General features: G+C 53.1%; 23 protein-coding genes and 4 pseudogenes. 10 read left to right on the top strand and 17 right to left on the bottom strand.

Annotated elements, in window-relative coordinates; all coding sequences use genetic code 11:
- Positions 1-6: 6 nt before the first annotated feature.
- The 8 genes and pseudogenes from PMA3_RS31850 to PMA3_RS14595 form a co-directional block, all read right to left on the bottom strand.
- A pseudogene (locus tag PMA3_RS31850) lies at positions 7-81 on the bottom strand (transcriptional regulator); the annotation flags it as partial.
- A gap of 98 nt (positions 82-179) precedes the next feature.
- A complete protein-coding gene (locus tag PMA3_RS32675; protein WP_161491146.1) occupies positions 180-326 on the bottom strand; it encodes a VOC family protein in 147 nt (48 codons plus the stop codon).
- Positions 327-451: 125 nt separating this feature from the next.
- Positions 452-1,969 (bottom strand): amino acid ABC transporter permease/ATP-binding protein, encoded by a 1,518-nt coding sequence (locus tag PMA3_RS14620; RefSeq protein WP_064677819.1) that lies wholly within the window; start codon positions 1,967-1,969, stop codon positions 452-454.
- Positions 1,970-2,024: 55 nt separating this feature from the next.
- Positions 2,025-2,855: a transporter substrate-binding domain-containing protein gene (locus tag PMA3_RS14615; RefSeq protein ID WP_064677818.1), complete on the bottom strand. Its 831-nt coding sequence runs from the start codon at positions 2,853-2,855 to the stop codon at positions 2,025-2,027.
- 671 nt (positions 2,856-3,526) lie between these two features.
- On the bottom strand, positions 3,527-4,855 hold the full coding sequence (locus tag PMA3_RS14610; protein ID WP_064677817.1) for an MFS transporter: 1,329 nt from the start codon (positions 4,853-4,855) through the stop codon (positions 3,527-3,529).
- Positions 4,856-5,083: 228 nt separating this feature from the next.
- A complete protein-coding gene (locus PMA3_RS14605) occupies positions 5,084-6,244 on the bottom strand; it encodes a M24 family metallopeptidase (RefSeq protein WP_064677816.1) in 1,161 nt (386 codons plus the stop codon).
- A gap of 35 nt (positions 6,245-6,279) precedes the next feature.
- Entirely contained in the window at positions 6,280-7,512 is a 1,233-nt protein-coding gene (locus PMA3_RS14600; RefSeq protein ID WP_064677815.1) for a Zn-dependent hydrolase, read from the bottom strand.
- Positions 7,509-8,693 (bottom strand): diaminopropionate ammonia-lyase, encoded by a 1,185-nt coding sequence (locus PMA3_RS14595; protein WP_082930334.1) that lies wholly within the window; start codon positions 8,691-8,693, stop codon positions 7,509-7,511. The genes PMA3_RS14600 and PMA3_RS14595 overlap by 4 nt, the downstream gene beginning before the upstream one ends.
- Before the next feature lie 115 nt (positions 8,694-8,808).
- Here PMA3_RS14595 and PMA3_RS14590 point away from each other — a divergent pair, with 115 nt between their 5' ends.
- Complete coding sequence (locus PMA3_RS14590; RefSeq protein ID WP_064677814.1) at positions 8,809-9,282, top strand: Lrp/AsnC family transcriptional regulator; 474 nt, start codon at positions 8,809-8,811, stop codon at positions 9,280-9,282.
- A gap of 252 nt (positions 9,283-9,534) precedes the next feature.
- Here the strand turns inward: PMA3_RS14590 and PMA3_RS30800 are convergent, their stop codons facing one another.
- The 5 genes and pseudogenes from PMA3_RS30800 to PMA3_RS33620 form a co-directional block, all read right to left on the bottom strand.
- Complete coding sequence (locus PMA3_RS30800) at positions 9,535-9,678, bottom strand: type II toxin-antitoxin system PrlF family antitoxin (RefSeq protein ID WP_257784586.1); 144 nt, start codon at positions 9,676-9,678, stop codon at positions 9,535-9,537.
- Positions 9,679-9,976: 298 nt separating this feature from the next.
- Positions 9,977-10,120: pseudogene (locus PMA3_RS30795) on the bottom strand (DUF4113 domain-containing protein); the annotation flags it as partial.
- Between the two features lie 39 nt (positions 10,121-10,159).
- A complete protein-coding gene (locus PMA3_RS14585; protein ID WP_064680710.1) occupies positions 10,160-10,570 on the bottom strand; it encodes a phosphate-starvation-inducible PsiE family protein in 411 nt (136 codons plus the stop codon).
- A gap of 192 nt (positions 10,571-10,762) precedes the next feature.
- The gene (locus PMA3_RS14580) at positions 10,763-13,528 is read right to left on the bottom strand and encodes an ATP-dependent Clp protease ATP-binding subunit (protein ID WP_420848694.1); all 2,766 of its coding nucleotides are present in this window, start codon (positions 13,526-13,528) and stop codon (positions 10,763-10,765) included.
- 240 nt (positions 13,529-13,768) lie between these two features.
- Positions 13,769-13,975, bottom strand: coding sequence for a hypothetical protein (locus PMA3_RS33620; RefSeq protein WP_162493639.1), 207 nt, complete (start codon positions 13,973-13,975; stop codon positions 13,769-13,771).
- Between PMA3_RS33620 and PMA3_RS30790 the strand changes: the two are divergent.
- The 4 genes and pseudogenes from PMA3_RS30790 to PMA3_RS14560 all read left to right on the top strand — a co-directional run.
- A pseudogene (locus tag PMA3_RS30790) lies at positions 13,957-14,262 on the top strand (TolC family protein); the annotation flags it as partial. The gene PMA3_RS33620 and the pseudogene PMA3_RS30790 overlap by 19 nt on opposite strands.
- Before the next feature lie 36 nt (positions 14,263-14,298).
- Positions 14,299-14,835 carry a redoxin domain-containing protein gene (locus tag PMA3_RS14575; RefSeq protein ID WP_064677812.1) on the top strand — a complete coding sequence of 179 codons (537 nt, stop codon included), beginning with the start codon at positions 14,299-14,301 and terminating at the stop codon, positions 14,833-14,835.
- A 17-nt stretch (positions 14,836-14,852) separates the two neighbouring features.
- Entirely contained in the window at positions 14,853-15,380 is a 528-nt protein-coding gene (locus tag PMA3_RS14570) for a DsbA family protein (RefSeq protein WP_064677811.1), read from the top strand.
- A gap of 519 nt (positions 15,381-15,899) precedes the next feature.
- Entirely contained in the window at positions 15,900-17,000 is a 1,101-nt protein-coding gene (locus PMA3_RS14560) for a low temperature requirement protein A (protein ID WP_064677809.1), read from the top strand.
- 230 nt (positions 17,001-17,230) lie between these two features.
- Here PMA3_RS14560 and PMA3_RS14555 read toward each other — a convergent pair whose 3' ends face one another.
- Positions 17,231-18,028: a CmcJ/NvfI family oxidoreductase gene (locus PMA3_RS14555; RefSeq protein WP_064677808.1), complete on the bottom strand. Its 798-nt coding sequence runs from the start codon at positions 18,026-18,028 to the stop codon at positions 17,231-17,233.
- Between the two features lie 162 nt (positions 18,029-18,190).
- Positions 18,191-19,078, bottom strand: coding sequence for a LysR family transcriptional regulator (locus tag PMA3_RS14550; protein WP_064677807.1), 888 nt, complete (start codon positions 19,076-19,078; stop codon positions 18,191-18,193).
- A gap of 103 nt (positions 19,079-19,181) precedes the next feature.
- On the opposite strand from PMA3_RS14550, the gene PMA3_RS14545 reads away from it, so the two are divergent.
- A complete protein-coding gene (locus PMA3_RS14545; protein WP_064677806.1) occupies positions 19,182-20,180 on the top strand; it encodes a zinc-dependent alcohol dehydrogenase family protein in 999 nt (332 codons plus the stop codon).
- On the opposite strand, the gene PMA3_RS14540 is transcribed toward PMA3_RS14545, so the two are convergent.
- Positions 20,177-20,479, bottom strand: a complete 303-nt coding sequence (locus PMA3_RS14540; protein WP_064680709.1) for an ArsR/SmtB family transcription factor — start codon at positions 20,477-20,479, stop codon at positions 20,177-20,179. The two genes, PMA3_RS14545 and PMA3_RS14540, sit on opposite strands and share 4 nt — an antisense overlap.
- Positions 20,480-20,565: 86 nt before the next feature.
- On the opposite strand from PMA3_RS14540, the gene PMA3_RS14535 reads away from it, so the two are divergent.
- The 4 genes from PMA3_RS14535 to PMA3_RS14520 all read left to right on the top strand — a co-directional run bounded on the left by PMA3_RS14535 (position 20,566) and on the right by PMA3_RS14520 (position 23,437).
- On the top strand, positions 20,566-21,657 hold the full coding sequence (locus tag PMA3_RS14535) for an NADH:flavin oxidoreductase/NADH oxidase (RefSeq protein WP_064677805.1): 1,092 nt from the start codon (positions 20,566-20,568) through the stop codon (positions 21,655-21,657).
- Between the two features lie 189 nt (positions 21,658-21,846).
- A complete protein-coding gene (locus tag PMA3_RS14530) occupies positions 21,847-22,140 on the top strand; it encodes a putative quinol monooxygenase (RefSeq protein ID WP_064677804.1) in 294 nt (97 codons plus the stop codon).
- 10 nt (positions 22,141-22,150) lie between these two features.
- Complete coding sequence (locus tag PMA3_RS14525) at positions 22,151-23,170, top strand: zinc-binding alcohol dehydrogenase family protein (protein WP_064677803.1); 1,020 nt, start codon at positions 22,151-22,153, stop codon at positions 23,168-23,170.
- 75 nt (positions 23,171-23,245) lie between these two features.
- The gene (locus tag PMA3_RS14520; protein WP_064677802.1) at positions 23,246-23,437 is read left to right on the top strand and encodes a hypothetical protein; all 192 of its coding nucleotides are present in this window, start codon (positions 23,246-23,248) and stop codon (positions 23,435-23,437) included.
- 16 nt (positions 23,438-23,453) lie between these two features.
- Here PMA3_RS14520 and PMA3_RS14515 read toward each other — a convergent pair.
- Positions 23,454-24,760, bottom strand: a pseudogene (locus tag PMA3_RS14515) (OprD family porin).
- Positions 24,761-25,375 lie beyond the last annotated feature (615 nt).

Here is a 25,375-nt window from a genome sequence, read left to right as displayed (position 1 = left end):
GCCAGCCTTCAGCGCTTCCAAGGCTTGAAGCTGTTCAGCAAGGTGTTTTTCGAGTTCGCGAAATTCTGCGAGCTTAGACATGGTCGTTCTCTAGGTAGTTAGTCAACTAACAATACACCAAAAACTGTAAGTCGGATTATGGCTCAATGCTTCCCGATGTACCGAAATGTCATTGCTGGTCACCCTTCGAAGAAAATGGCGACTTTGTTCCCTATGGGATCGCGCAGAAAGGTGACATAGAAGTCATCGGCGTATGCCCCCCGGATACCAAACGTTCCTTCATCCGCCCCGCCGTTAGCAATGCCGGCCTCGTGAACCTTGTTCACCTTCGCCCTAGAACCAGCTGGAAATGCGGTTCTTCGGCGGGATTGAAATGTGCTCTCTGCTTAGTTAAAAGAGCCCGCTAAGCGAGCTCTCTTGTCAAATCATCAAGCCAGTGCTACAGATGGCCTCAGGCGGCAATTTTCACCGACTCCATGAATTTTTGAAGGCGCTTTGAATCCGTTCCCTTCAGCAAAACCTTCGGCGGAGCATCATGGATAATTTCTCCGCTTTCCATGTAGACGACGCGGTCAGAAACATTGAATGCGAAATTCATCTCGTGTGTAACGATCACCATGGTCATCCCTTCTTCTGCCAACTGAGTGATGACCTTCAACACCTCGTTTACCAGTTCCGGATCAAGGGCTGAAGTCGGCTCATCAAACAGCATGACCGCTGGTTTCATCGCCAAGGCGCGAGCAATGGCTACACGTTGTTGCTGACCACCAGACAACTGGTGAGGATACTTGTTTGCGTGCTCAGCAAGTCCCACCTTGGCAAGCATTGCGAGGCTTAATTGCTTGGTTGCTTCGCGGGTGTCATGATGGTGGTAGAGCGGTGCCATCATCACATTGTCCAGGACTGTGCGATGTGCAATGAGGTTGAAGCCCTGAAAAACCATTCCTACGTGAACGATGCGATTTGGATTTTCTTGACCTTTTTTGCCACGAGCATTCTCACTTCCAGTCAAAAATGGTTCGCCCTGTAACAGCACGGATCCTTTGTTCAGTTGCTCTAGGCCATTGAGGCAACGTATCAAGGTAGTTTTACCAGAACCGGATGGGCCGATGATGGAAATTACCTCACCCCATTTCACTTTTAGTGAAACGCCTTTAATGACTTCATGTGAACCATAGGACTTCCGACCCTCCACTAGCTCTAAAGCATACTCACCCTTCTGTTCAAGTTTGAGCGCCTTGGAATTGTTCACGTGCTTGATATCTGATTCCGAGTATTTGGTCACGCCAGGTTGACGACGAGAGATATCGAGCTTCCGCTCAAGGGCCTTTAGCAAGAAGCCAAATACCGTAACGATCAGAACGTAGAAGCAGGCTACCGCTGTCAAAGTCTCCAGTATCAGAAAGTTCTGGGTATACAGTCGCTCGCCCACCAGAAGGATTTCAGCGAGTGATATGACCGAAACCAGCGAAGTCAGCTTTACGATGGTGACGTATTCGTTGATCAATGTTGGTAAGGCGATCCGAAAAGCCTGAGGGACGACAATCAATCGCTGGATACCGACGTATCGAACCCCAAGGGCCTTGCCCGCTTCCACTTGGCCGCGTGCAACAGACAGAAGCCCACCGCGATGGATCTCGGCGATGTACGCCGCTTCACTCAGAACCAGAGCAACCAAGCCTGCCACAAACGGGTTCCCTAGCCATGCGCTGGTGGTAGGAAAGACTTGGGGTATGTTGAAGATAAAAACCAACAGCACCAGCAGGGGGAGGCTTCGGAAGAACCAGATGTACGAACCTGCGATGCTGCTCAGGACTTTATTCGAAGACTGTTTACCGAGCGCCAAGATGAAACCAGCGACGATACCGAGTAGCCAGGTGGTGACACTCAGCTCGATAACTGTCCATGTAGCATTCCAAAATGCGGGCTCGGCGAACAGACTAAGTATGTAACTCCAATCGAAAGACATATTTAACTCCCACGGGCAGCCCAGGCGGGCCACCCTATCTTGTTATATTCGAGTATTATTTGCCGCTATATGCAGCGGCAATGTCATCCTTAGTTGGTTCCTGCAAATTATAGGCAGTAAGCATTGCTTGGTATTCGCCATTTTGTTTGAGGCGATCAAGCTGCTCAGTTAGCGCCGCCGCTAGTACTGTGTTGCCTTTTTCCACACCCAAGCCAATGACAACAGGTTCAATAATGGTCTTGGATGTAATCTCCAATCTACCTTTGGTCTGTTTGATTAGCATTTGAGCTACCGCAGCGTCTTCAAATTGAACATCAGCCGCTTTGGACAATAAAGCTTGGGCTGCCATTGGAGACGATTCATATTCCTGAACGCCAATCGCGCCTTTGCCAGAAGGAGTGCAATGTTCACTGGAAAGCTTTGTCAAGGTTGGAACCCAGGCAGCGCCTTTTAACGAAGCTACTTTTTTTCCACAGAGATCATTTACAGTTTCCGGACGGAATTCGCTTCCCTTGAGGGTCATCAACGAGCCACCTGTTTTCAGGTATGGCACATAATCAATCTGTTTCGCACGTGCTGGAGTGATATATAGCGCGGAAGCAACGACATCAAATTTCTTGCCGGAAAGACCAATCACGAGGTTGGCAAAACGGGTGTCGTCAATACGCGGGGTGAGTCCGAGGCCTTTGGAAATTTTGGCCATCAGTTCGGCGTCAAACCCGGCCGGAACATTCTTGTCATAGTAATCGAAAGGAGCCCAGGTGAGATCCGAGCCAATAGTGAGTACTCCATTTTGGAGTGTAGGGATCTCTTGAGCGCTTGCATTGATAGCAACTGCACACAGTCCACTTAAAAGTATGGCGTTGAAGACTTTTGAGATACGCATGATATTATCCAGAATGAAATGGGCTATTAGGCTTCGCTGTGAGCACCGCGCACCAACACATCTTCCTCGTGCTTTATCTTGGGGGGTAAGAAACACCTTAGTGTCGTGCTCGTTCTTTTGAAATCCATGATTGGCTCCGAGTAATTTAAGCGGCAGTCATTCAAAAAAGCTCCAGCATGCAACAACGGACTAGTGCACCGATATTTTCAGCTGATGAAGCTTAAAGTCGAACGTCTTTTCTTATTTTTGTAGTCGCCCCTATATGGGAGAAACGTGGATATCTTTTCGTGCGCTGGCCGACATCAGAATCCTGTATCGCTACTGATCTTGCTGCCCTTGTGTCTTCCCGGATTCACTCAAGATGGTTTAATTTTGTTGGCCAGATTAGGAGTGCTTAACCTCGAGTTTATCTGCCGTCACCCTCCTTAAGTGAGAATATAGTCTTTACGACGTTAGAAATGGTCTCTTAAAATGGCTACTTGGAGAGAAATTTTATCGAAGCATCCTGTATCAACGGTCGGATATTTATGGAGAGGGGCGCGGAGACTATAGAGTCAAGCTAGAGTTGCGCCATTCATACGGAGCGGCCGAATAGTAAGTCGATTATGAATACCGAAAATAAAAGGGACGCTTAAAGCGTCCCTGATTTTCATTTATCTGTTACCTATCGACTATGCCAGGGCACTGGCCTCGTGAAGATTCAAGGATCTAGTTTCAGGGGCAAGAAGTATTGCCACAATCAGGCCGATGAAGGTGATACCGGCGGCCACCAGCATCGTGATCGAAACCCCAAGGGAATTGAGTGACACTGGAACGAGATAGGTGCCAATGGCGGCGCCGATCCTGGAAAACGATGTGCCTACACCTACGGCGAAGGAGCGAATTTCCGTGGGAAATATCTCGTTGGGGTAAACAAAGGTCAGCACCTGAGCACCACCAATGAAAAGGGCGTAGCACGAGAAAAACAGAATCACCAAGTAACTTGAGCTGGACTGAAATCCTGCAAGGCCCATCAGAGATATGCCCGCGAGCAGAAAGCTGTAGATCATTACGTTTCTACGTCCCAGCGTATTGATCAGCTTTGTGGCAACTACGCACCCGACAACAAAGAACAATGTGATAGCGATGGATCCAATCGAGCCTGCATCGTCATCCAGCTTCAGAGCCGATAGGACTTTAGGGGCGAACGCGTAGACCGCAAAGACCGGTAGCATTGCACACGTCCAGAAGGTCACTACAAAGAACATGCGCTTGCCATACCCCGCCGAAAGGATGCTTTTCAACGGAAGGCGTATCGTATTGGTGTCTTCGCCAATATTGGCGATACTGAAATCGCTACCGTAAATTTTTTTGACCAGGACGGCGGCCTCTTCCTTTCTTCCTTTACTCAGCAACCAACGTAAAGATTCAGGCGTACCAAGACGCATGGCAAACAACGCCCCACCAAGTACTGCACCGCTGGCTAGCACCAATCGCCAAGCCTCATCGCCGCCAGTGCGAAGAATGATTTCACCGAATATGTAGGCTGCTGCAGCTCCTGCAAACCAACATGTAGAAAGCGCGGCCAACCGAGGGCCACGATTTTTGCGAGGAAGAAACTCAGCGAGCATCGCTGTGGCTGCGGGATACTCAATACCGACACCGATGCCAATTATGATTCGCCAAAAGAACAACATAGCGGCGCTGTCAGCGTAGAACTGGCCGATAGACGCGACCAGGAAAATTAAAGGGCTTGCGTAAAACAAGCGCTTGCGACCTAAACTACTGGTGAGCCACCCACCGATTAATCCGCCAGCGAAGATGCCGATCAGGCTAGATGCAGCGATCATACCTTGCCAAAAATCACTTAATTGTAGAACAGTAGTAGCATGAAGAATGATGACTCCGATAACACTAAGTACATAGCCGTCTACAAAAATCCCGCCAGCGGCACTAATAGTAAGACGTTGATGAAACTTCTGAATCGGCACATCTTCAATTGAAACAAGAGGCATTGTCATTGTTGTTCCTTTGTATGTCTCAGACACATGGACTTCTATTGCTAAGAAGCATTTCTAACAAGCGGGGCGAGGTAGTAATTAATTCGAGATGTGCCTGAACCCACATGTCGTGGATGTGGGACAGGCACTTTACAACTCACTAGTTGGATCCCAGCCCATCCACTAGCTGGGATAACCAAAGGCGCACCGCTTTGGGAAAACCGTGCGAGGGATCGAACATCAGTAGCTTTAGTTGTTGATGATCACCATTTCACGCGGCGCCCGGCGAGTCAGAATTTCTGGGCCAGAGCTGGTGATGTGGATGTTTTCCTCATGAACGAGCATCTTGCCAGGCGCGTACTCCATGCCTGGTTCAATGGTAATGACCATGCCTTCGCGCAGCACAGTGTCGTCCGTTGGCATGTGGGATGGTGGCTCGGTCAGTTGCAGACCGAGGCCATGGCCCAGTCGACCCACATTGTTGCGAAGCATACCTGCTGGTTCCAGCACACCCATCATGGCTTTCCAGAGCTCCGAGACTTTGGTGCCAGGTCGAGAGATAGCGAAAGCCGCTTCGGTGGCGTCCCAAATTGCTTCGTTGGCACGTAATGCATCGTCGTCAACTTTACCGAAACCGAAATTTCGGTCGAAATCGCAGAAGTAACCATTGACTGTCGCACCAACGTCAATGATGAGGACATCTCCGTTTTCGATCACCCGGTCGCTTGGGCGGGAAATGATTTGCTCATAGCCGCCAGGGCCGGAAGCTGCAGCCATAAATGGAAGCGCGTGTGCACCACCGGCGATAATGTCCACGGACAACGCTCTGCTGATGGCCAGCTCAGTTTGACCGCAGCGAGCGTGCGCCGGGAGCTTGTCGAATGCATCGCTCACGATGGTGCAAGATTGACGGATGTACTCGACCTCACCTGATGATTTGATTGCCCGTACGTTCCAAATGCAAGGCGATCCATCCACCAGATCAACGCTGCCCAACTTGTCTTTGAGCAAGAACAAATCGTTCACGGGCATGCGGATCACGGACTCGCGGCCCATCTCCATCCCGATGCGGCCATGACGGCGAGGGAGAGAAAGCAGAGTATCGCTGAGCAACGTAACACCTTCATCCGATGGACGTGGCGCTGGCCAGCTCAAAGTTTTTCCGATCCAGGAACCTTGCAGCAACGGTGCTCCGATTTCAGGAACGACTGCAATGCAGTCCCCCTCAGCAGGAATAATAAAGAACCATGGCCGAGTAGGACTTTCCCAGAACTGGCTGTCAAAGCCACTGAAGTAGCGGAAGTTGGGTGGAGAGGTGACGAGCAATGCATCGAGCTTATGCACGCTCATTTCCGCTTGAACGCGGGACACACGGTTAGCAAACTCTTCACTAGAAAAAGCGATGTTCATGTCTGTATCTCCAACGGTTCTTTCTTATGTATGGATCAGGACTTAGATGTAGCGAGCGTCCACATTGCGTTAGCCAGAATCTGGGCACCGAGGACGAGGTCGTCGTCAGGAGTGTTTTCCTTCGGATTGTGACTAATCCCTTTGCTGCTTTGTACAAACAACATGGCGGAGGGACAGGCCCTGGAGATCATCTGAGCATCGTGACTTGCGCCAGACACTATTCGCCTGTTCGACGCACCGATGGATTCGGTGACGCCTTGAAGTAAGGAGCACAAACCTTCATCAAATTTGACCGACATTGCCTTTGAGAGGGTCTGCAGTTTTACCTCGAAGCCCTGCTCCTGAAGCTTCATCACCTCAGACTGAAGCAGTGCATCAGCCTTCCGAAGCTGCCCATCATCAGAGTCTCGGAAATCAATCGTGAATTTAGCCTTGCCCGGAACGACATTGACGGCGTTTGGTTCAAGGGCGAATGTTCCCACCGTCGTCACGTTAGGAAGGTGATCCAGGGCGGAGTACTCCTGAAGTCTGCAGGCCAATTGCATAGCTGCAACGCCAGCGTCTTTACGCAAATGCATTGGCGTTGTGCCAGCGTGATTAGCGCAACCCACAATCTCGACCTGCCACCATGAATGCCCCTGAAGAGCTTCCACAACACCTACCTGCGTTTCGGTGGCCTCTAGCACTGGGCCTTGCTCAATGTGAAGCTCCAAAAAACTTTCAGGGATGAACTTCCAGGGTTCGATTTCGCCCGCATAACCAATTCGCTGGAGTTCGCTCTGGAAAGACTTTCCGTCCCGCGTTTCGACGGCCAGGGCTTCGTCCAGCGCAATGTCTTTTGCTATGACGCGCGAGCCTAGAAGATCAGGAGAGAACCTGACGCCTTCCTCGTTGCTGAAGACAGTAACTGCGATCGGCTTATCGGGCGTCAGGCCTGATTCACCGATGGCTTGAAGCAGTTCGACACCCGCGATGACGCCGTAGCAACCGTCTAGGAAACCGGCCCTTGAGACGGTATCGATGTGCGAGCCTGTCATGATCGGTGGGGTGTCAACTGATCCACCAAGTACACCGTAGATATTGCCAATCTTATCGACGTATACAGAGGCACCTGCTTCGGCAAACCAGCCAACAATAAGGTCGCGACCTTGCTTGTCTTCATCGGTCAATGCGAGGCGAGTCCCGCCTCCGCCCGGTAGACAACCAATTTGACCGAGTTCCTGAATTCGTCTTAGCAGACGATGACCGTTGACCTGTGGGAAGTTCATGGCAGTGCCTTGGCCTGGGCCAGAAGTTGAGCGTACAGCTCAGGGTCGGTTGCCCCTTCAGTGTTGATCACCAGGGCGACAGAGTCTTTGTTCAGACGTAGAGACTGCTTGATCTCAGGATCTTCGAGCGCCACGAGCAACCCACCAAGTGAGGCTGCGCCGCTTTCGCCCCCTTCAATAACAGGGTCGGAAGACTGATCGCGGGCCAACGCAGCCATCGCATAGAGAGCTTCTTCATCAGAGATCGTCACGAAGGCAGTGGCGGTCTCTTGAAGGATGCGCCAGGCAACCATCGACGGCTCGTAGCATTCCAGCATTGCCATCACAGTTGCTTCACCATGATCAATTTTGGTGGCTTCGCCTTTGACCGCGCTTTCATAAATGCACGCGGCTTTCTCAGGCTCCACCACGATGATCTGAGGGGCCAGGTCGCCGTACACCGAGGTGAAATACGCCGCCAACGCAGCGGCAAAGCCTCCAACACCTGCCTGGAGGAATACGTGGGTCAAACTGCGACCGCTGGTTTCCACTTGCTGGACGACCTCGTCCGCCATGACGAGATACCCTTGCATCACCCAGGTAGGAATTTCTTCGTAACCTGGCCATGAGGTATCGGACACGACAATCCACTGGTTTTGACTGGCCGCCTCGGAGGCATAAGCCACAGAGTCGTCATAGCTTCCAGCGACACGCTCGACCTCAGCGCCCAGCGCTGCAATTGCAGCAGCTCTGCTCTCGCTCACGCCAGCGTGGACGTAGATCACGGAGCGGCAACCGACAACTTTTGCGGCTGCAGCGACGGATCGGCCATGGTTGCCATCGGTAGCGCATGTGATGGTGAGAGAAGCTGCAACCTTTTGCACTTCTGGAGTCAGGATCTCGTCAGGTTCAACAGTCCTGCCCAGACCTTTACTCGCCTCCTGCAAGACCACCCGAACAACGGCGTGAGCGCCGCCCAAGGCCTTGAAACTTTTCAGAGTCGAACGCTGGCTTTCATCTTTTACAAAGATGGCTCCGACGCCACGTTCTGCGGCAAGTTCAGGAAGGCTGAACAGGGGGGTGACCTTGTAGTCGATGCACTGAAGATGACTACGAACTTGGTCGAGGCTGGCAGGGGTAAATGGCTTCAGCGCAGCGCCTGCTGCGTGAGTCCGTGAATGCTCATTCTTGTTGTATCGCATTTTGGAAGACACCTTCGTTGCATGGGGCATGTGGAGAATATATGCTCACCATGGTCATAAATGGTCTCGCTTTTCTGGGTCTATAAGAGAAATTTTCTCCCAGTTGGAGGTAGGTATGCGTGAGAAGGCTCCGCAGATGGACGCGTTCGATTTGCGATTACTTGAGCTTGTCCAAGGCAATAATCAGTTGGCGATGAGAGAGCTAGCCGAGCGTGTGAACCTCTCCCTTCCCGCCGTCGCGAAGCGGTTGCAGCGCCTTCGGAAATCGGGCGTGATCATGGCTGATCGAAGTATCTTGGCGCCGGAGCTGGTCGGCGTTAACACGACGGTTGTAGTCAACGTGTCGGTGGAGAGCGAAGTAATTGAGAAGCTGGACGCTATCCGACAGCGTTTTCTTGAGTGCCCTCAAGTCCAGCAGTGCTATTACGTCACTGGAGACGTCGACTTCATTTTGATAATCGCCGTCAAGGACATGAAAGAATACGAAAAGCTCACTCGCGAATTATTCTTCGAGGGCGGGAACGTCCGACGATTCAAGACTTTTGTGGCAATGGATCGAGTTAAAGTGTCGCTGGATTTAACGCTGTGAAATCAAGTCGAACCCTTCTCGATTTTAACTCTGCTCAGGCATCGCAGCCGCGTGTTTGGAGCGTCTAGGTTGTGTCATTCAGCTTAGCGGTCGTGGCTCAAGAAAGCCGGCTGGCTTAACCAAGCTACTGGAAGGATCCGAAACTTCCCGGTCTTGCTAGGAGACGATGAAGAGCAGGCGTCGACTGGTTGGAAACGCTCTTGATGATACCTCGGCCATACCGCACCTGAGGGGCTTGGTTCGCGGCCCTGATTACTCGTCTTGTGCTGAAAGCGGTGAATTGAGGTCAACATCTACCTGACCGACTAGCGCAATGATGCGATCGACCAAACGCGCATCTACGGGCTGAATGCGCTCCGGATGCGCACTCATGTCAGCTGCCAGAAGCTCGAGCACTCGGGATACGGAAGATGAGCGTACATCTGTTCAACAAGCGCCGGCGCGGTCTCGCTTTCAACGCGGTTCGCAGACGTGAAGTTGTGGATATGAGGTTCATTCATGACCCAACGTTATCTGCAATTCGACGTTGCAGCAACTGCGGGACTGTCCTGCCCATTTTGCTGACGACGTGTTGCTTCGATGGCCAGACAGTGGCTTTTTTGAGCTGAGAAATTATGGCTCAGCAATAATTATTGCTGAGCCATAATTTAAGATAATTCAGTTTTTCCTCTTCCCCACCGTGGTGAAACTCGAATCACCTGCAGTACACCGTCCAAAGCTGATCAACCCGCGTCGTGAAGCTTTGACTCATCATCTCTCGGCGCATCCCCCATTGCGGATCCGTCGGCACACTCGCTACGCGCAGGGTGCCTCGACCCCACCGCCCATTGATGGGTTCTCTCGGTGGAAAATTGTTGGCATTGCGAAGCCCTCGTAGCTATTCATCCTTATCACGCTCCCGTAAGAGCCAGCAGACGATGCCGAGCACCAGGGTGGCAAATCCTAGTGCGGCAATGGTGAGCGCAGGAGTAGCGGCAGAATCGAGAATAACGAACTTCCGGCTGAGCGCCAGCAAGGCGATCAACAGCACTGTGCGAACCTGAACGATGCTGTTGCGTCGTAGGGCCGGGCGCACAATCGAATGCTTAAACTCCAGGGCTATCAGCACGGTGAAGATTGAGCCAAAGAGGGCCTGGAAAACATCGTGATCTAGAGGGTCAATCGCACCACCGATCACCAACGGCACAACCCTGCGACAGAGCTGCAGTAGCGCCATCAAAATCACAGACGCGATGATGAGACTGAGCGCAAGAACAACCAATTGTTCGAAACGTTCGTAAGCATTCATCAGCGCCCACTGAAGTCTGAAATTTTTCAGCGTCGAGTTGCGCTCACGCCCTTCAGAATCAGGCTTTGACACGATAACCCTCCACACTTGCGTCTTCAGTCTGCCGGGCTCGTCCAGGCATTAGAGGATCCAGTACACCACTGCACGTCGTGATCAACAGGCCTGCTCCCAGGTTACGTGAGTGTGCTGGGGCTAAGTCCCAGTCTCCGCAGTAGGTGCCAGATCATCTGGCTGGTCTGGCGGACTACTCTTTCCGGAGGTCTTTGGCGCATCCACCTCCACCTTATTGAAGACCACTTCGCTACGCTCCTTGTCGTAACCCAACTCAACACTGTCGCCGGCTTGCAGCTTGCCAGCGAGCATTTCCTTCGCAAGCCGCGTTTCGACGGCCTGGCGAATCTGACGTTTCAACTCGCGCGCGCCAAACTCAGGCTGATAACCAACATCCGCCAGATGATCGATGAGTGAGCCATCAATTTTCACTGTGATGTTCTGTGCAGCTGCGGTTCGAATGACCCGATCAAGCTGAATGCTCACAATCGATCGGATGTTGTCGCGGGTAAGGGCATGGAACACGATGATGTCATCAATACGGTTCAGGAACTCGGGACGAAAATGCCCTTTCAAGACGCCCATCAATTCATCGCGTAACGCTTTATCCGTGAGGCGTTCATCTTCTGGGCGCTCAAGATTCTCCATGATAATGGGAGAGCCCAAGTTGCTGGTGGCAATGATGATCGTATTGCTGAAGTCCACGACACGTCCCTTGCCGTCCGTGAGACGCCCATCGTCGAATACCTGCAGCAATACGTTGCTCACATCGGGATGCGCCTTCTCGATCTCGTCGAGCAGAATCACACTGTAGGGCTTGCGGCGGACACGCTCGGTCAGCTGACCGCCTTCGTCGTACCCCACATAACCGGGTGGCGCACCGATTAACCGAGCAACCGCGTGACGCTCCATGTACTCCGACATATCAATACGAATGATCGATTGCTCGTCACCAAACACCGTTTCCGCCAACGCTTTGGCAAGTTCAGTTTTGCCAACGCCCGTAGGGCCAAGAAAGAGGAACGTGGCAATAGGTCTGTTGGCTTGGCCAAGTCCGGCTCGAGACAAACGAACGGCATCGCTGACCGCGAGAACAGCAGCTTCCTGACCGACCAGCCGATCACGCAAAGTGTCTTCCATATTCAACAATTTTTGACGCTCTTCCTGCGTAAGCTCGGTCACAGGAATACCGGTGAGACGGGACAGCACCTCGGCAATTGACTCCAGGGTCACCTCAAGGGTTTCGGAACCTGTCTTGCGCTCCCAGGCTTCTGTTTCCTCTCCCAGTTGCGCTTGTTTTTGACCAATGCGTTCTTCGAAGCCTTTGGATTCATCAAAACGTTTACGAGAGGATGCATAATCCTGTTCACGTTTAAGTTGCGTGATTTCGGCTTCCAGCTCCTGGATGCCAGCCGGCCTTGAGGAGGAACTGATTCGAACGCGGGCGGCTGCCTGATCGATCAGGTCAATGGCTTTATCCGGCAAAAAGCGCGAGGTGATGTAACGATCCGACAGCTCTGCTGCCGCCACAAATGCTTCATCGGCGAATGTGACCTGATGGTGAGCCTCAAGCTTATCGCGCAGCCCACGCAGGATAATGATGGTCTGTTCGACGGTGGGCTCGGCTATCAGCACAGGCTGAAAACGTCGTTCAAGCGCTGCGTCTTTTTCGATGTGCTTTTGATACTCATTGAGTGTCGTCGCACCGATCAAACTAAGCTCCCCGCGTGCCAATGCGGGTTTAAGTACGTTGGCAATATCCAGGCCGCCCTCCTCACCACCCTGCCCCGCGCCAACGATCGTATGCAACTCGTCGATGAACAGAATAAGCTCCGAGCTTTTTGCGGCGACTTCATCAAGTAGTTGCTTGGCTCGCTCCTCGAATTCACCACGATATTTAGAGCCCGCAACCATTGAGTTCAGATTGATTTCAACCAGCCGTCTGCCACGCAGAATCTCAGGGACATCGCCCTTTACTATTCGTTGTGCAAGCCCTTCAACGATGGCTGTTTTACCGACGCCAGGTTCGCCGATAAGAACCGGATTGTTCTTTCTGCGCCGCGCCAGCACCTCGATGGTATTTTCGATTTCCTGCGCGCGCCCCAGTACGGGATCCAGTTTGCCCTCACGAGCCAGTGACGTCAGGTCGCGACCGAACTTGTCGAGTGTCGGTGTTCCCGTCGGGGTGTCGACTCGCCCATCCTCAGCCCCCTTACCCACCACCTTTACCACCTTCTGCCGCAAGGCTTCAGGCGTTACGCCGTATTTTTTAAGCAATGTCCCGGCAATACTTTCTGGTACAGAGGCAAGCCCGATCAACAAATGCTCTGGGCCAACGTACGAATGTCCTAAATCACGAGAGGCCTGGAACGCAAAATTGAAAACTTTCTTTAAACGTGGCGAAATGCTCATCTGATCCACTGCGGCCTGGGCCTCCGCTGTGCCCCTCTGAGCATGCTGATCAATGTAGCCTTTGATCTCGTCCGGAGAAAGCTTCAGCTCCTTGAGCAACGCGGTACCAACATCGGTATCCGCAAGCACATACAACAAATGCTCAGTATCGAGCTCACTACGGTTGAGCTCATGGGCTTTCTCACCCGCGCGTTGCAGGATTTCCAGCGTCTGGGAACTGAATGCATCGGTTGCATCGACAGATTCTCGAGGCACTTGCGCAGAGAGCCTGAAGTCATCACCCGCTTGATCCTTTGCTCCGCCCATGCTGTCGAAAAAGCGGGACACACCCCCGCCCAGCAGAGAGTCGAATGGATTCAACATGCTTTGATGGCGTAAGAGTTGACGGTAATCGTGGTCGCAAATGGACATTGTCCTGGCTTGGCCATTTTGCGATACGGTCACTCGCGCTACAGCGGGTCTCGCATTACATATTTCACAGAGAGTAGCCATGATGAGTTGTCTCCAAAGATGGATAACACGGACTCATTCAGATGGATCTACGGCCCCGTAAACGATGCTCAAGCAACAGGGGCATGAGATCCGCAATACGCTGAGATTGCTCAGGAAGACGATTACGTTGGAGGGAATGGCAGTCTCGGCAGACGACGCCATCCAATAACGATAGTCGGATCTCATCAAAACACGCTATGGGCGACCCAGGATACCGACGAACGACGTCTGATAAATTTGTGCTCAAAAATACCGCCAGTCGTAAACCACCAACTCATCAGCAAATGAGGCTATGGAATCACCAGCGTGATCGAGCAACGCTTCGATGTCGGAATTCGCAGGGGCGAATCGATCAGCAAGGACATGATTGCGGTTCGCACCAAAACCATCGGATAAAAAAGCCGCCGAAAATGACAGCAAAAGAACGAGCGCGCGAGGTCTTGCCGGCATTGGAGGAAACGGAGAACGCGTTCAGCGATTACGGCAAGCGCCAACAACGACTATAGTCAATGGTGCGTCAGAGCGAATCCAGCCTTTCCGCTGCCAACCTGGCCTCAATCCAATACCGCGAAGGCACGGCGGATCTCCTCGTGCTTCTTGATGCGGATAGTGAACGTCTCGCAACCGAAGACACTCAGGCTCAGGCCTCAAACGAGGTGTATCGAGGCATCGTCGCCATTTATAAATCACTTGGCGGTGGATGGAGTTATCCCCCCGGGCAAGTCGTATCCCGCTGAGCAGACCCCAACCGCCCATCTATAAGGGCTCAAGCCATGCACACTTCAGAATTGGATGATGCGAAAGAAACGAATGGCGACCTGGTTCAGGGGCCGCTGCCGGCCGGCACTGTCGCGCCCGACTTCACTCTGTACGCAACCCCTGATCAGCAGTTGTCGCTACGCGAGCTAAAGGGAAATCCCGTGATACTGGCGTTTTATCCCGCAGACTGGACTTCGGTTTGTGGCGACCAACTGACTTTGTACAACCAGTTGCTACCCACATTCAGAGAATACGGTGCGACGCTACTGGGTATCTCAGTTGACAGCGCCTGGTGTCATCAGGCCTTTGCCAAAGATCGGAGTTTTCACTTCAGCCTGCTGGCCGATTTCGAGCCCAAAGGGGCTGTGGCGCGGCAGTATGGAGCCTACGAGTCCCACCTGGGGGTTTGTAAGCGGGCGCTGTTCGTGATTGACAAGGAGGGGGTGGTCGCCTGGAGCTACGTCTCCCCGATGGCAATCAATCCGGGGGCGGACGGCATTCTGGATGCGCTGGATGCTCTGGCGAATTCATCACAAAGCACGCCAACCTAAAATTAACAGGTGATCCCATGGCCACTCTCAAAGTCCCGGTAAGTGCCAGCGACCATCGCCAGGGAAGTGCGCATGCCAAGGTCACACTGGTGGAATTTGGCGACTATCAATGTCCCTATTGCGCTGAAGCGTATTGGATAGTCAAGAATCTGCAACAGCATTTTCGCGATGATTTGCTGTTCGTGTTCCGTAATTTTCCACTGACCACTGCTCACCCGCATGCGATGGCTGCAGCTGTCACCGCTGAGTTTGCCGGGAGTCGAGGATTCTTCTGGGAGGCGCACGACGAATTGTATGAAAATCAGGATCGATTGGGCCTGCCGCTGTTTCGGGCCATCGCTCTAAAACATGGCCTCTCCGACGAAGAACTCTATCTTGCCATGCAAGACGGTACCTACTTACCCAAAATAAAATCCGATTTTAATGGCGGCGTACGGAGCGGCGTGAATGGCACCCCAGCGTTTTACATTGACGGGCTTCGCTATGACGGGGCTCCAGAGTTCACCGAGATGAGTCAGATGATTGAGCTTTCGTTAGTGAGTTGACGAAATCGCTAGATAGTGAAATCGCTTGGCATCACCCACACCGTAGCCGAGGGCGAACGTGCCCCATTGCGCAGCGCACCAGGTGTGCGTTCGATAATATTTCAATACGGGAGATTGAAGAATCCACGGTGCTGCCAACGATAAGCATCGCTCATAAAGCAGCGGCACGAAAATATCAGCCCAGCGAACCGAGGACATAAAAAATGGCGATGTTAATTTTTGACAGCTCGGAAGATTCCATAGTCGAGGCCCGTGTCCTGGTCGAGGCGCTGAATGAATGGTTGGCGGAACAGCAGCCCAGTTGCCCGCTAAGGTCCGCCCGTGCGAAATGTTGCTATCGGCCCGATGGCACGCTGGATTCTGTATTGACCGTACTAACAGACGTGGTGGTGGACTAGGTCAGGTGTTGCACTCAGTTTTTGCGACCGCCCCCAAGGTTGACGCCTATACCCGTCCACCCGTTCGCTTATCCGTTAGTTTCCTTCTACATTAAAGAGGTGCACACGGAGCCAGCAGCGAATGAAATCTTTGAAGTATTATGAAAAAAATCGACACGCCACATGGTTAGAGTTGTTTTTTGACCTGATTTTTGTTGTGGCAATTGGCAAGGTTACGCATACTCTCGGACATCTTCATCACGGCCACTTTGAACAGGAGCAATTATGGACATTTTTACTGCTTTTTGTTCCATTATGGTGGATCTGGTCCAGCCACACGATTTACTCAAATAGGTTTGATACAGACAGTAACCTTCACCGTTTGGCAACATTATTTTTAATGTTGCTGCTCATTGTGCTGTCTGCACGGATTGGGGAAGAATTGGAAGTAAACTATGCGCTTGTTATTGCCTGCTATTTTGGTATACGTGCCATCATCAGTATTATGTACATTTCGTCCATAAATAAGTTTGATCACCGTAGCGAATTCTCCTCCAGGCTTGGCTTCGCCCTGTTAGTTAGCGCAGTGATTAGTCTTTCATCCATTCTTTTTGACCCACCTATGCGTTACCTTGTCGCTTACATTGGGATTTTTCTTGACATTCTGCTCCCTTTATTTTCTTGGGGTAAGCTAAAGCCATTGCCCGCACATACAGAACACTTGGTTGAACGACTAGGTTTACTCACCCTTATCTTATTGGGCGAGTCGGTAATTAGCCTTTCTGGAGGGTTATCTGACATTCAATGGGATCGTTATAATGTGATGGCGGCAATCACCGGATTTATCATGATTTGCAGTATCTGGTGGATCTATTTTGATAGCTTTTACCTGCTGAGCAAAAATGAAAGTAGTATGAGTGGACACTCCTTAATCTACTCGCACCTTTTTCTATTTATGGGGCTAGCACTTCTCGCAAATTTGATCAGGCATGCGATTCTGAATGACATTGCGATGCGCGATTTCCAGATTACGTCAATCATCGGCATGGCCTTATTTTTCTTAGGTAAGCAATATGGCTACTTCATAGCGGTACCTAAAATAAGGAAATACATACTACAAAACACCTTGATCGTGTTTTCTCTAGGTGGTTTGGTTATATTCCTACCCCGCGTCGAGTACATATTGGTCGGCCTGACAGCAACCATGATCTGTTATGTTTTATTAAACTTCAGGTATCGTTGAATCTTTAAAGTTGGGCCATATCACGGATGGATCAGCTATCCGCGCGCACCAAAGACTCAGCAGCTGATTGTCGAGGACTGGCGCACTGCGGATCGTGCTGAATGTGGTTAGCTGTTCAAACCCTTCACTCAGTCGCTATACATCCCTGCCAACGAGAAGCGGGTGGTCGCATGGTAAAGCACGGGGGGGAAACACCGCGCGGCGGGAGGCCCGCGCCAAGCGGCAAAAACCTAATCAAAGAAGGCCAGGGTGCGAACTTCGATACTCTCGCGCGGCGGGGCTCCCGGCGGCGTATTTGGGTCTTTGAAGGCGGTATGGGGCGTGAAGCGGGCACGGCCGTCGTGACGTGAGTCATACCCCTTGATCAGCAAGACTTCGTCACGGCGCATGTCCGGAAAATAGTACCAGCGCTGTTGCGGATTGTAGGCCAGGTGGTAGATCTCACCGATACGATCCGGATAGACCAGGTCGGTGGCCAGCAAGTCATTGGGGTCGAGCGTCGAGGCATCCAGCACGGCCAGCGGTGAGCGCTTGACGGGCCCGCTCATCGGGCGCCAGAGGTTAATCTGGGCCACCGACACCAATGCGGCGGCCTGATCCTGGCCCAGCACGTCGCGAATACGCTCAGGTCCCGAGCGGTCGGTGTAGTCATTATGCACACGGCTGGCTGGGCCGCGAATATCCCGCCGCTCGGCGTCGCTGCGCCTGGTGTGGTCGAAGATGACGACCCGGCTCGCGCCCGTCAGCTCCTTGATCAAGGCCTTGACCTCGTCATAGTAGACGCTTTCCACCAAGGCATCGTCGTAGAGGTCGTCGACCACCGTATCCCGCCGATGGAGCTCAAACCCCTGCTTGTCCAGAGACAGGCTGCCTGCCAACGGACGACCGTTGTGAATCGTGACCTCACGCTCCTCCTGCTCGGCAAAGTAGTGTGGCTCACTGTCACCGGTCAGAGCCTCGGTATGCACATAAGGCTTAGCATCGCGCTTGACCAGGTAGGTGAGTTTTGTGACGACGCTAGCGGGCATATCAGTTGTGCACTTCAAGTAACGCCTCCCGATCTGCTGACCGCATCCGGCGTTGTGTCACCGTGGCGGCGCTGTAGCTTGCATGTTGACTTCCTCACTCTAAACCCTATGTCTTCCAACGAACACTTTCAAATGCACCCGGAGGTGAATGGCTCGCGACCTTTAAACGGGGTGGGCCGCGACCCACTCTTTGAGATGAGCAACAAAACTGAGAACAGTCGGAGCGATGTTTTCTCTTGAAGGGTATACCGCATAGATTCCCACCGGCGGCTCAATGGCCCAATCGGAAAATGCCTCCACCAGCTTTCCTGAATCAAGATCATCTCGTATATGCCAGTCCATCAGCAGCGCTACTCCATGCCCATCTATTGCCATCTGGCGAACCACTTCCCCCAAACTGGATGAAAAACGGTTGCGTATTTTGCATGTTTTTTTAACGCCTCCTCGGGACATGGTCCAACTGGAATCTTTTCCGACGATGAGGCCGTCCAGCGTGGTTAAGTCTTTTGGAGAGGTAGGCATACCCTGTTTTTCCCAATATTGGGGGGCGGCGCAAATCAGACGTCGGGACGCAGAAATCCTCTGCGCGATCAGGGATGAATCGGCCATTACTCCGTGCCGAATCGCAAGGTCGGTACCATGGGCGGCCAAATCAACCAGTTGATCTGTCGGGTGTAAATCAACGATAACGCCAGGGTAGCGTTTGAGATAACTGCTCACGACGCTCGATAAATAACCTTGGGCAAATGTCGCGGAAGCGGTTATGCGTAGATGACCGGTAATCTCGGTCTTCTGGAAAAATCCTCGCTCCGCTTTTTCGACGCTTTCCAAGATGCTTAGTGCGTGTTGATAAAGCTTCTCACCGTCCGAAGTGGGACTTAGCTTGCGGGTGGTGCGGTTAAAAAGTCTCCGACCAACGCTGTCTTCAAGGGCCAGAAGACGCTTGCTTGCGCCTGCGGCAGTCATCCCCATTCGTTCGGACGCTGCGCGGATGGAACCCTCCTCGAAAACAGCAATAAACAACCGCAATTCATCAATGGAATCCAGCATTTATTACCAACCAAAAGGACCGAAAGATTCAATAATTCTAGCGTATTTATCCCATATTACTGATGATAAATTTGTTGGCCTATTGTTCCTCGGAGTTTAAGCCTTGAAAGCCATTGTGATGAATCAGCATGGTAACTCAGACCTTTTTGTAGAAATTAATACGGAAAACCCCGTTGCCCGCCCAAGTCATGTGATTATCGACGTGCGGGCGACAAGCGTGAATCCAGTGGACACGAAAATTCGTCGGGGCAGCGAAGGTACGGCCGGTCTGACTTTTCCGGCAATTCTTCACATCGATGTTTCAGGGGTGGTCAGCTCCGTTGGTGCTGGTGTGACCCGCTTTAACGTAGGCGATGAAGTCTATGGCTGTTTCGGCGGCATCGTGGGGATTCCCGGTGCGCTGGCAGATCAGATGGAGGCCGATGCTGAGATGCTTGCTCTAAAACCCAAGTCGCTCTCTTTTGGCGAAGCAGCCAGCTTGCCGCTCGTGGCAATTACGGCCTGGGAGGCGCTGATCGACCGAGCCTCGATCAAACCCAATGACAACGTCTTGGTGCATGGTGGCACCGGTGGTGTTGGGCACATAGGCATTCAATTGGCCAAGGTCCTGGGGGCCAGGGTTTCGACGACGGTTTCAACGCCAGAAAAAGCGGAAATTGCCCGTCAACTGGGCGCCGATGAGATTATTTTTTATAACAGCGAGACGCCCCAGGAATACAGTCAGCGAATCACCGAAGGAAAAGGATTCGATACGGTCTTCGATACCTTGGGCGGTGAGGTCTTACAAAACTCACTGAAAGCCGCGAAGCTTAAGGGCCATGTTGTCTCGATCATCGGTTACGACAGCTACGATCTGACCGAAATGCACTTTAAGGCATTGAGACTCGACTTTGTATTCATGGCTATTTCGATCATTCATAACGAAGGCCGCAAGCACCATGGCGAGATCCTGCAAAGACTGGCCGCCCTGGTTGATCGCGGCCTGGTTAAACCACTGATCGATGAGCGCCATGACTTCACTGCTGCGGGTGTCAGCGCGGCACATGATCGCCTTGAGTCAGGCCGTGCCATTGGCAAAGTCGTCATTGAGCGACAGGCTTAGTCGTGCTGGGACAGGATCGTTTCCAGCAGGCCCGGAAAACGGTTACTCAAGTCTTCTCTACGCAACGAGTTCATGTGGGTCGTGCCGATGGTCTGGGTTTGAACCAGGCCGGCATCTCGCAGCACCCGAAAATGATGGGACATGGTGGACTTCGCGCGGCCACCGTCCAGGTCGCCGCAGCTGGCCTCTCCCAGCTCGGCGAGGCGCCGGACAATCTCCAGGCGTACAGGGTCGCTCAAGGCGTAAAACAGACGCTCAAGAACGAATTCGCTGAGAGGAAGGTGTTTGAAGGGGCGCATGAGCGAATCATACACGGGTTTGCTCTAGGTCAATAGTTCGAATATTATCGAACAACAGTAATAGTATCCCTCGGAGAAAAAACCTGATGTCTGCACTGTTCCAACCTTTCACGCTCAAGGATGTCTCCCTTCGCAACCGGATCGCGATTCCCCCCATGTGCATGTACTCGGCCAATGATGGCCTGATCAACGATTGGCACACTGTGCACTATGCCACCCTCGCGCGTGGCGGGGCGGGACTGGTGGTTGTCGAGGCGACCGCCGTGTCACCCGAAGGACGGATCACGCCTGGCTGCGCTGGTATCTGGAATGATGAGCTCGCTCGTGCCTTCGTGCCGGTGGTGCAATCGATCAAGGCTGCCGGCGCAGTGCCAGGTATCCAGATTGCCCACGCGGGGCGCAAGGCCGGTGCGAACCGTCCTTGGGAAGGTGACGATCATATCGGCGAGGATGATTTGCGTGGCTGGCAGACCATCGCCCCGTCGGCTGTTGCCTTTGGCGCTCATCTCGCCAAGCAGCCGAAAGCCATGACGCTGGAGGATATCGCCCGAGTGCGCGAGGATTTTGTCTCCGCCGCTCGCCGTGCACGTGAAGCCGGCTTCGAGTGGTTGGAGCTGCATTTCGCCCATGGCTATCTGGCCCAGTCATTCCTCTCTGAACACTCCAACCTTCGTGACGACGCCTATGGCGGAAATTTCGATAACCGTAGCCGCTTTCTGCTGGAAACACTGGCGGCGGTTCGCGAAGTATGGCCAGAGCACTTGCCGCTGACCGCTCGTCTGGGTGTCATCGAATACGACGGTCGGGATGAACAGACCTTGTCAGAGGCTATCGAACTGACACGTCGTTTCAAGGACGGTGGATTGGACTTACTCAGCGTCAGTATCGGGTTCACCATCCCTGAATCCAACATTCCTTGGGCCCCCGGTTTCATGGGCGAAGTTACCCAGCGGGTACGGCGCGAGGCGGGGATTGCGGTGGCCTCGGCATGGGGCTTCGGCACGCCGAGCGTCGCCGAAGAAGCGGTGAAGAGTGGTCAACTGGACCTGGCGATGATTGGCCGGGCGCACCTGGGCAATCCCAACTGGTCCTATTCAGCCGCCCAGGCGCTGGGTGTAGAGCGTGCTGCCTGGACCCTGCCCGCTCCCTATGCCCATTGGCTTGAACGCTACAGGTGATCCCGCCGGAGCGAGGGCGCTCGCATGGCCTTAGGGCTATCAACTTGGTCGAATGCCCAAGCGGGCAAGATTGTTGTCGCGCTCTCACCCGGATTCAGGTTTTTGGCCGCATGGCCGGCATGGACATCTTCGATACTCCGTGCCAGCCAATGCGCTCCCTCTTTATATCGCACACAGACAGGAGGTTTGATGACCACCCCTCTGACACTGATTGCCACCTTGGTCGCCAAGGCCGGCTTCGAAGCCGAGCTCGAGCAAACGCTGCAGGGCCTGCAAGGCCCAAGCCGAGGCGAAGCGGACTGTATCCAGTACGACTTCCATCGTGATGCCGAGCAGGCTCGCACTTTCCACATGATCGAGCAGTGGCGGGACGAAGCGGCGCTGACTGATCACGAAGCGACACCGCATTTTCAGGCAGCGCTCCCTTTCATCGAACGTGCTGCTGAAAAGCTCACCATCACGAAAATGTATCGCATCTCCTGAGGATCTTCGAATGAAAGCCATTGCACACTTCAAATGCCTGCCTATTGAACATCCCGACGCCTTGGTGGAGATCGATATTCCCGAGCCAGTGCCGGGGCCGCGCGACTTGCTCGTAGAGGTAAAGGCCGTATCGGTCAATCCTGTCGATACCAAGGTGCGGCAGGGCTACGTACCGCACGAGGACGAAAGCCAGCCGCGCATCCTCGGTTGGGACGCTGCCGGCGTGGTCAAGTCGGTCGGCAGCGACGTGACGCTATTCAAGCCCGGTGACAGGGTTTGGTACGCCGGATCGCTGATCCGCCCGGGCAGCAACAGTGAGCTGCAACTGGTGGACGAGCGTATCGTCGGCTCAATGCCCCAGTCGCTGGATTTCAGCAAGGCTGCGGCATTGCCACTGACTTCCTTGACCGCTTGGGAATTACTGTTTGATCGCCTCGGTGTTGCACGCGATACCACCGACCGGGGCGAAACGCTGCTGATCATCGGCGCTGCAGGCGGGGTGGGTTCAATCCTGACTCAGCTGGCGCGTCAGCTAACCGGGTTGACGATCATTGGTACGGCTTCGCGCCCTGAAACCCAGACCTGGGTCACCGAGCTTGGTGCGCATCATGTCATCGACCATACCAAGCCACTCAGCGAGGAGCTCAAGCGCATCGGTATCGCACAAGTCAGCCATGTCGCTAGCCTGACCCAGACCGATCGGCACTACGAGCAAATCATCGAATCACTGAAGCCTCAGGGCAAGCTGGGCCTGATCGATGACCCGGCCACGCTGGACGCCGTACCGCTCAAGCGCAAGAGCCTGTCGTTGCACTGGGAGCTGATGTACACCCGCTCGCTTTACGAGACAGAGGACATGCAGGAGCAGCACAACATCCTCAACGAAGTTTCGCGGCGCATTGACGCGGGTGACTTGCGCACCACCGTTGGCGACAACTACGGGCGCATCAGCGCAGAAAATCTTCGTCGTGCCCATGCTCTGCTGGAAAGCGGCAAGGCGAAGGGCAAGGTCGTGCTGGAAGGCTTCTAAGAGGGTGTAGACAAACCCGCCGCCCCATTCGTTTTAATGCGATTTGACCACGCCACACTACAAGGCTGGTCGCGGATGGGCTGGCTGGGGCAGCGTCTTGGGCTGCGGGCCAAAATTCTGCTGTTATTGGCGGAGGGATTAACGCCCAAAGAGGTCAGCCATCAGTTCCAGGTCTCAGCGCCCGCAGCGCTTGCCAAGCTCTTCAAGTGGAACAAGACGACTGAATCCATCATTAGCTATGTAAACAAAAACAAAGCTGGGAATTAACCGCTCATGACAATAGTTAGAGAAGCGGAAGGCTATAGCTTACAAAAACACGATTCTGATCTACGCTACGAGCCGCTTCGCTGTTGGACTTGCCGTTACGCCAGCCGAACCCGACGCCTTTGAGCGCTCCCGACTGAAGGACGTAGTCCAGACTAATGTCTCTTTCCCATTCCTTTTGGTTGTCGCCTGACGTAGTTTTAATGTTATCGCCGGAGAGGTACATGACCGAGCCTTTCAGGCCAGGGACACCCAGAGCGGCGAAGTCGTAAGCATACTGACCGAAAGCTGTGCGCTCGCCTGCGCGGGTGAAAGTTTGGATCAGGCGGTCGGTATACAGATACAGGCTTGCTCCACCGGCGCCCTTGTCTACCAGGCTACCCTGGCTGAGTTGAGTGAAGTTGCTGCCGTCCGACACACTTTGGTACCCCGCAGTAATCGCGTGGCCACCTAGTGTATAAATCAACGCGGCACTCCAGGTGCGGTTGTCGATCTCTCCACTACCGTCTTTGGTGTAGCCACTCATTCTGTAGCCTGACGTACCGGAGCTATTGGCACCTGACGAGTCAGTTTTGAAGTAGCGCAGGTCGGTTTTAAGGGACTGATTGTCCGAGAGAGCAAGGGTGTGAATTAATCCCAAAAAATGCTGCGTATAGTAGTTATCGAGGCTGGCGTAGTAGTACTGAGCTGTCACATCCTTGGTGATGTTCCAATCGCCCCCGGCGAAGTCAAACTGATTGCTTTCACGCGTACCACCAGCAACGGCCAACCCCGTCTGATCGCTCGAACCACGTCCTGTTGCATGTTTGATTCGACCTCCAGTCAAGGTCAGCCCCTTGAACTCGCTTGAGGTGATTTGACCGCCCTCGAAGGTTTGTGGAAGCACGCGCCCATCATTGGCGACCAGAATGGGGAGTTTCGGAATCAAGGTGCCGTAGCGAAGTTCAGTTTTCGACATTTTGACTTTTCCGGTCAGCCCCAGCCGACTCCACTCGTCGACGGCTCGGTTGTCACTGTCAGAAGGCATCATGCTGCTGCCGACATGCCGTCCTTGGCCGCTGTCCAGTGTAACCCCCAGCAACCCGAGGCCATCGACACCAAAGCCAACCATGCCGTCGGTATAGCCCGATTTGAAGTCCAGCATGAAACCCTGCGCCCATTCTTCGGTTTTGGAAGGTGTGGCAACGCCATCGCGGTTGTCGTTATTGAAGTAGAAGTTTCTCATTCCCAAGGTGGCTTTGCTATCACTCAGGAAGTCAGCATAACCTGGGCACTCAGGGTGATACTAAGAAACACCGAACTTGCAGTTATTGTTTTTCCACTCATTTATATAGCGCTCCATTTGTTATTTTGAAGTAATAGAAGCAACGCAAAATTTTCCAGGTGCACGTTTTTATTATTCTTAATATTCTGCTAAACACGAGAAATCGACGTTACCTAGCCCCTCCTGCATCAAGTTAATATTGTTAATGCAAGTTCCAAAGTCGCTCATCGCACCTGTTTCTGTTATGCAGCGCGATAGCGTTAGAGCCGATTGTGTGAGAAAGGCGCAGGGAGTGCCTTGCCTGGGGAAATGGAGTTCTGCGTTGGGGTCTGAAAATTTATCTTATCGTCTGAATTTCAGGACTGGGGCCGGACACAATTGTCGGTCGAGTATCTAAAGGCTCAGCGGGCTGACCTGACGACTGTCCTCAATAGCAACCCGCGGCGCGCCGATCACGACGCCCAAGGCCCAGACTGCGGTGTAATCATCTGCGACAGGTACCGAGACGGACGACGAACATGGCGGTTCCCCGCAATGCCGCCTACGCTTGTTGGATGGTCCCCATGCTTTTGCTCAGGCGATGTATCGGGTTGGAACGATCTGATTTATTTTGACCGTCCGCTCAATGCCAATCCGGACCTGCTCGCGCGTATTGCCAGCAACTGGCCCCTCACTCC

Origin of the sequence: Pseudomonas silesiensis, assembly GCF_001661075.1 — a bacterium.
Classification (GTDB): Bacteria; Pseudomonadota; Gammaproteobacteria; order Pseudomonadales; family Pseudomonadaceae; genus Aquipseudomonas; species Aquipseudomonas silesiensis.
Note: the sequence above shows the minus strand (reverse complement) of the source record. Positions and strands in the feature narration are given on the sequence as shown.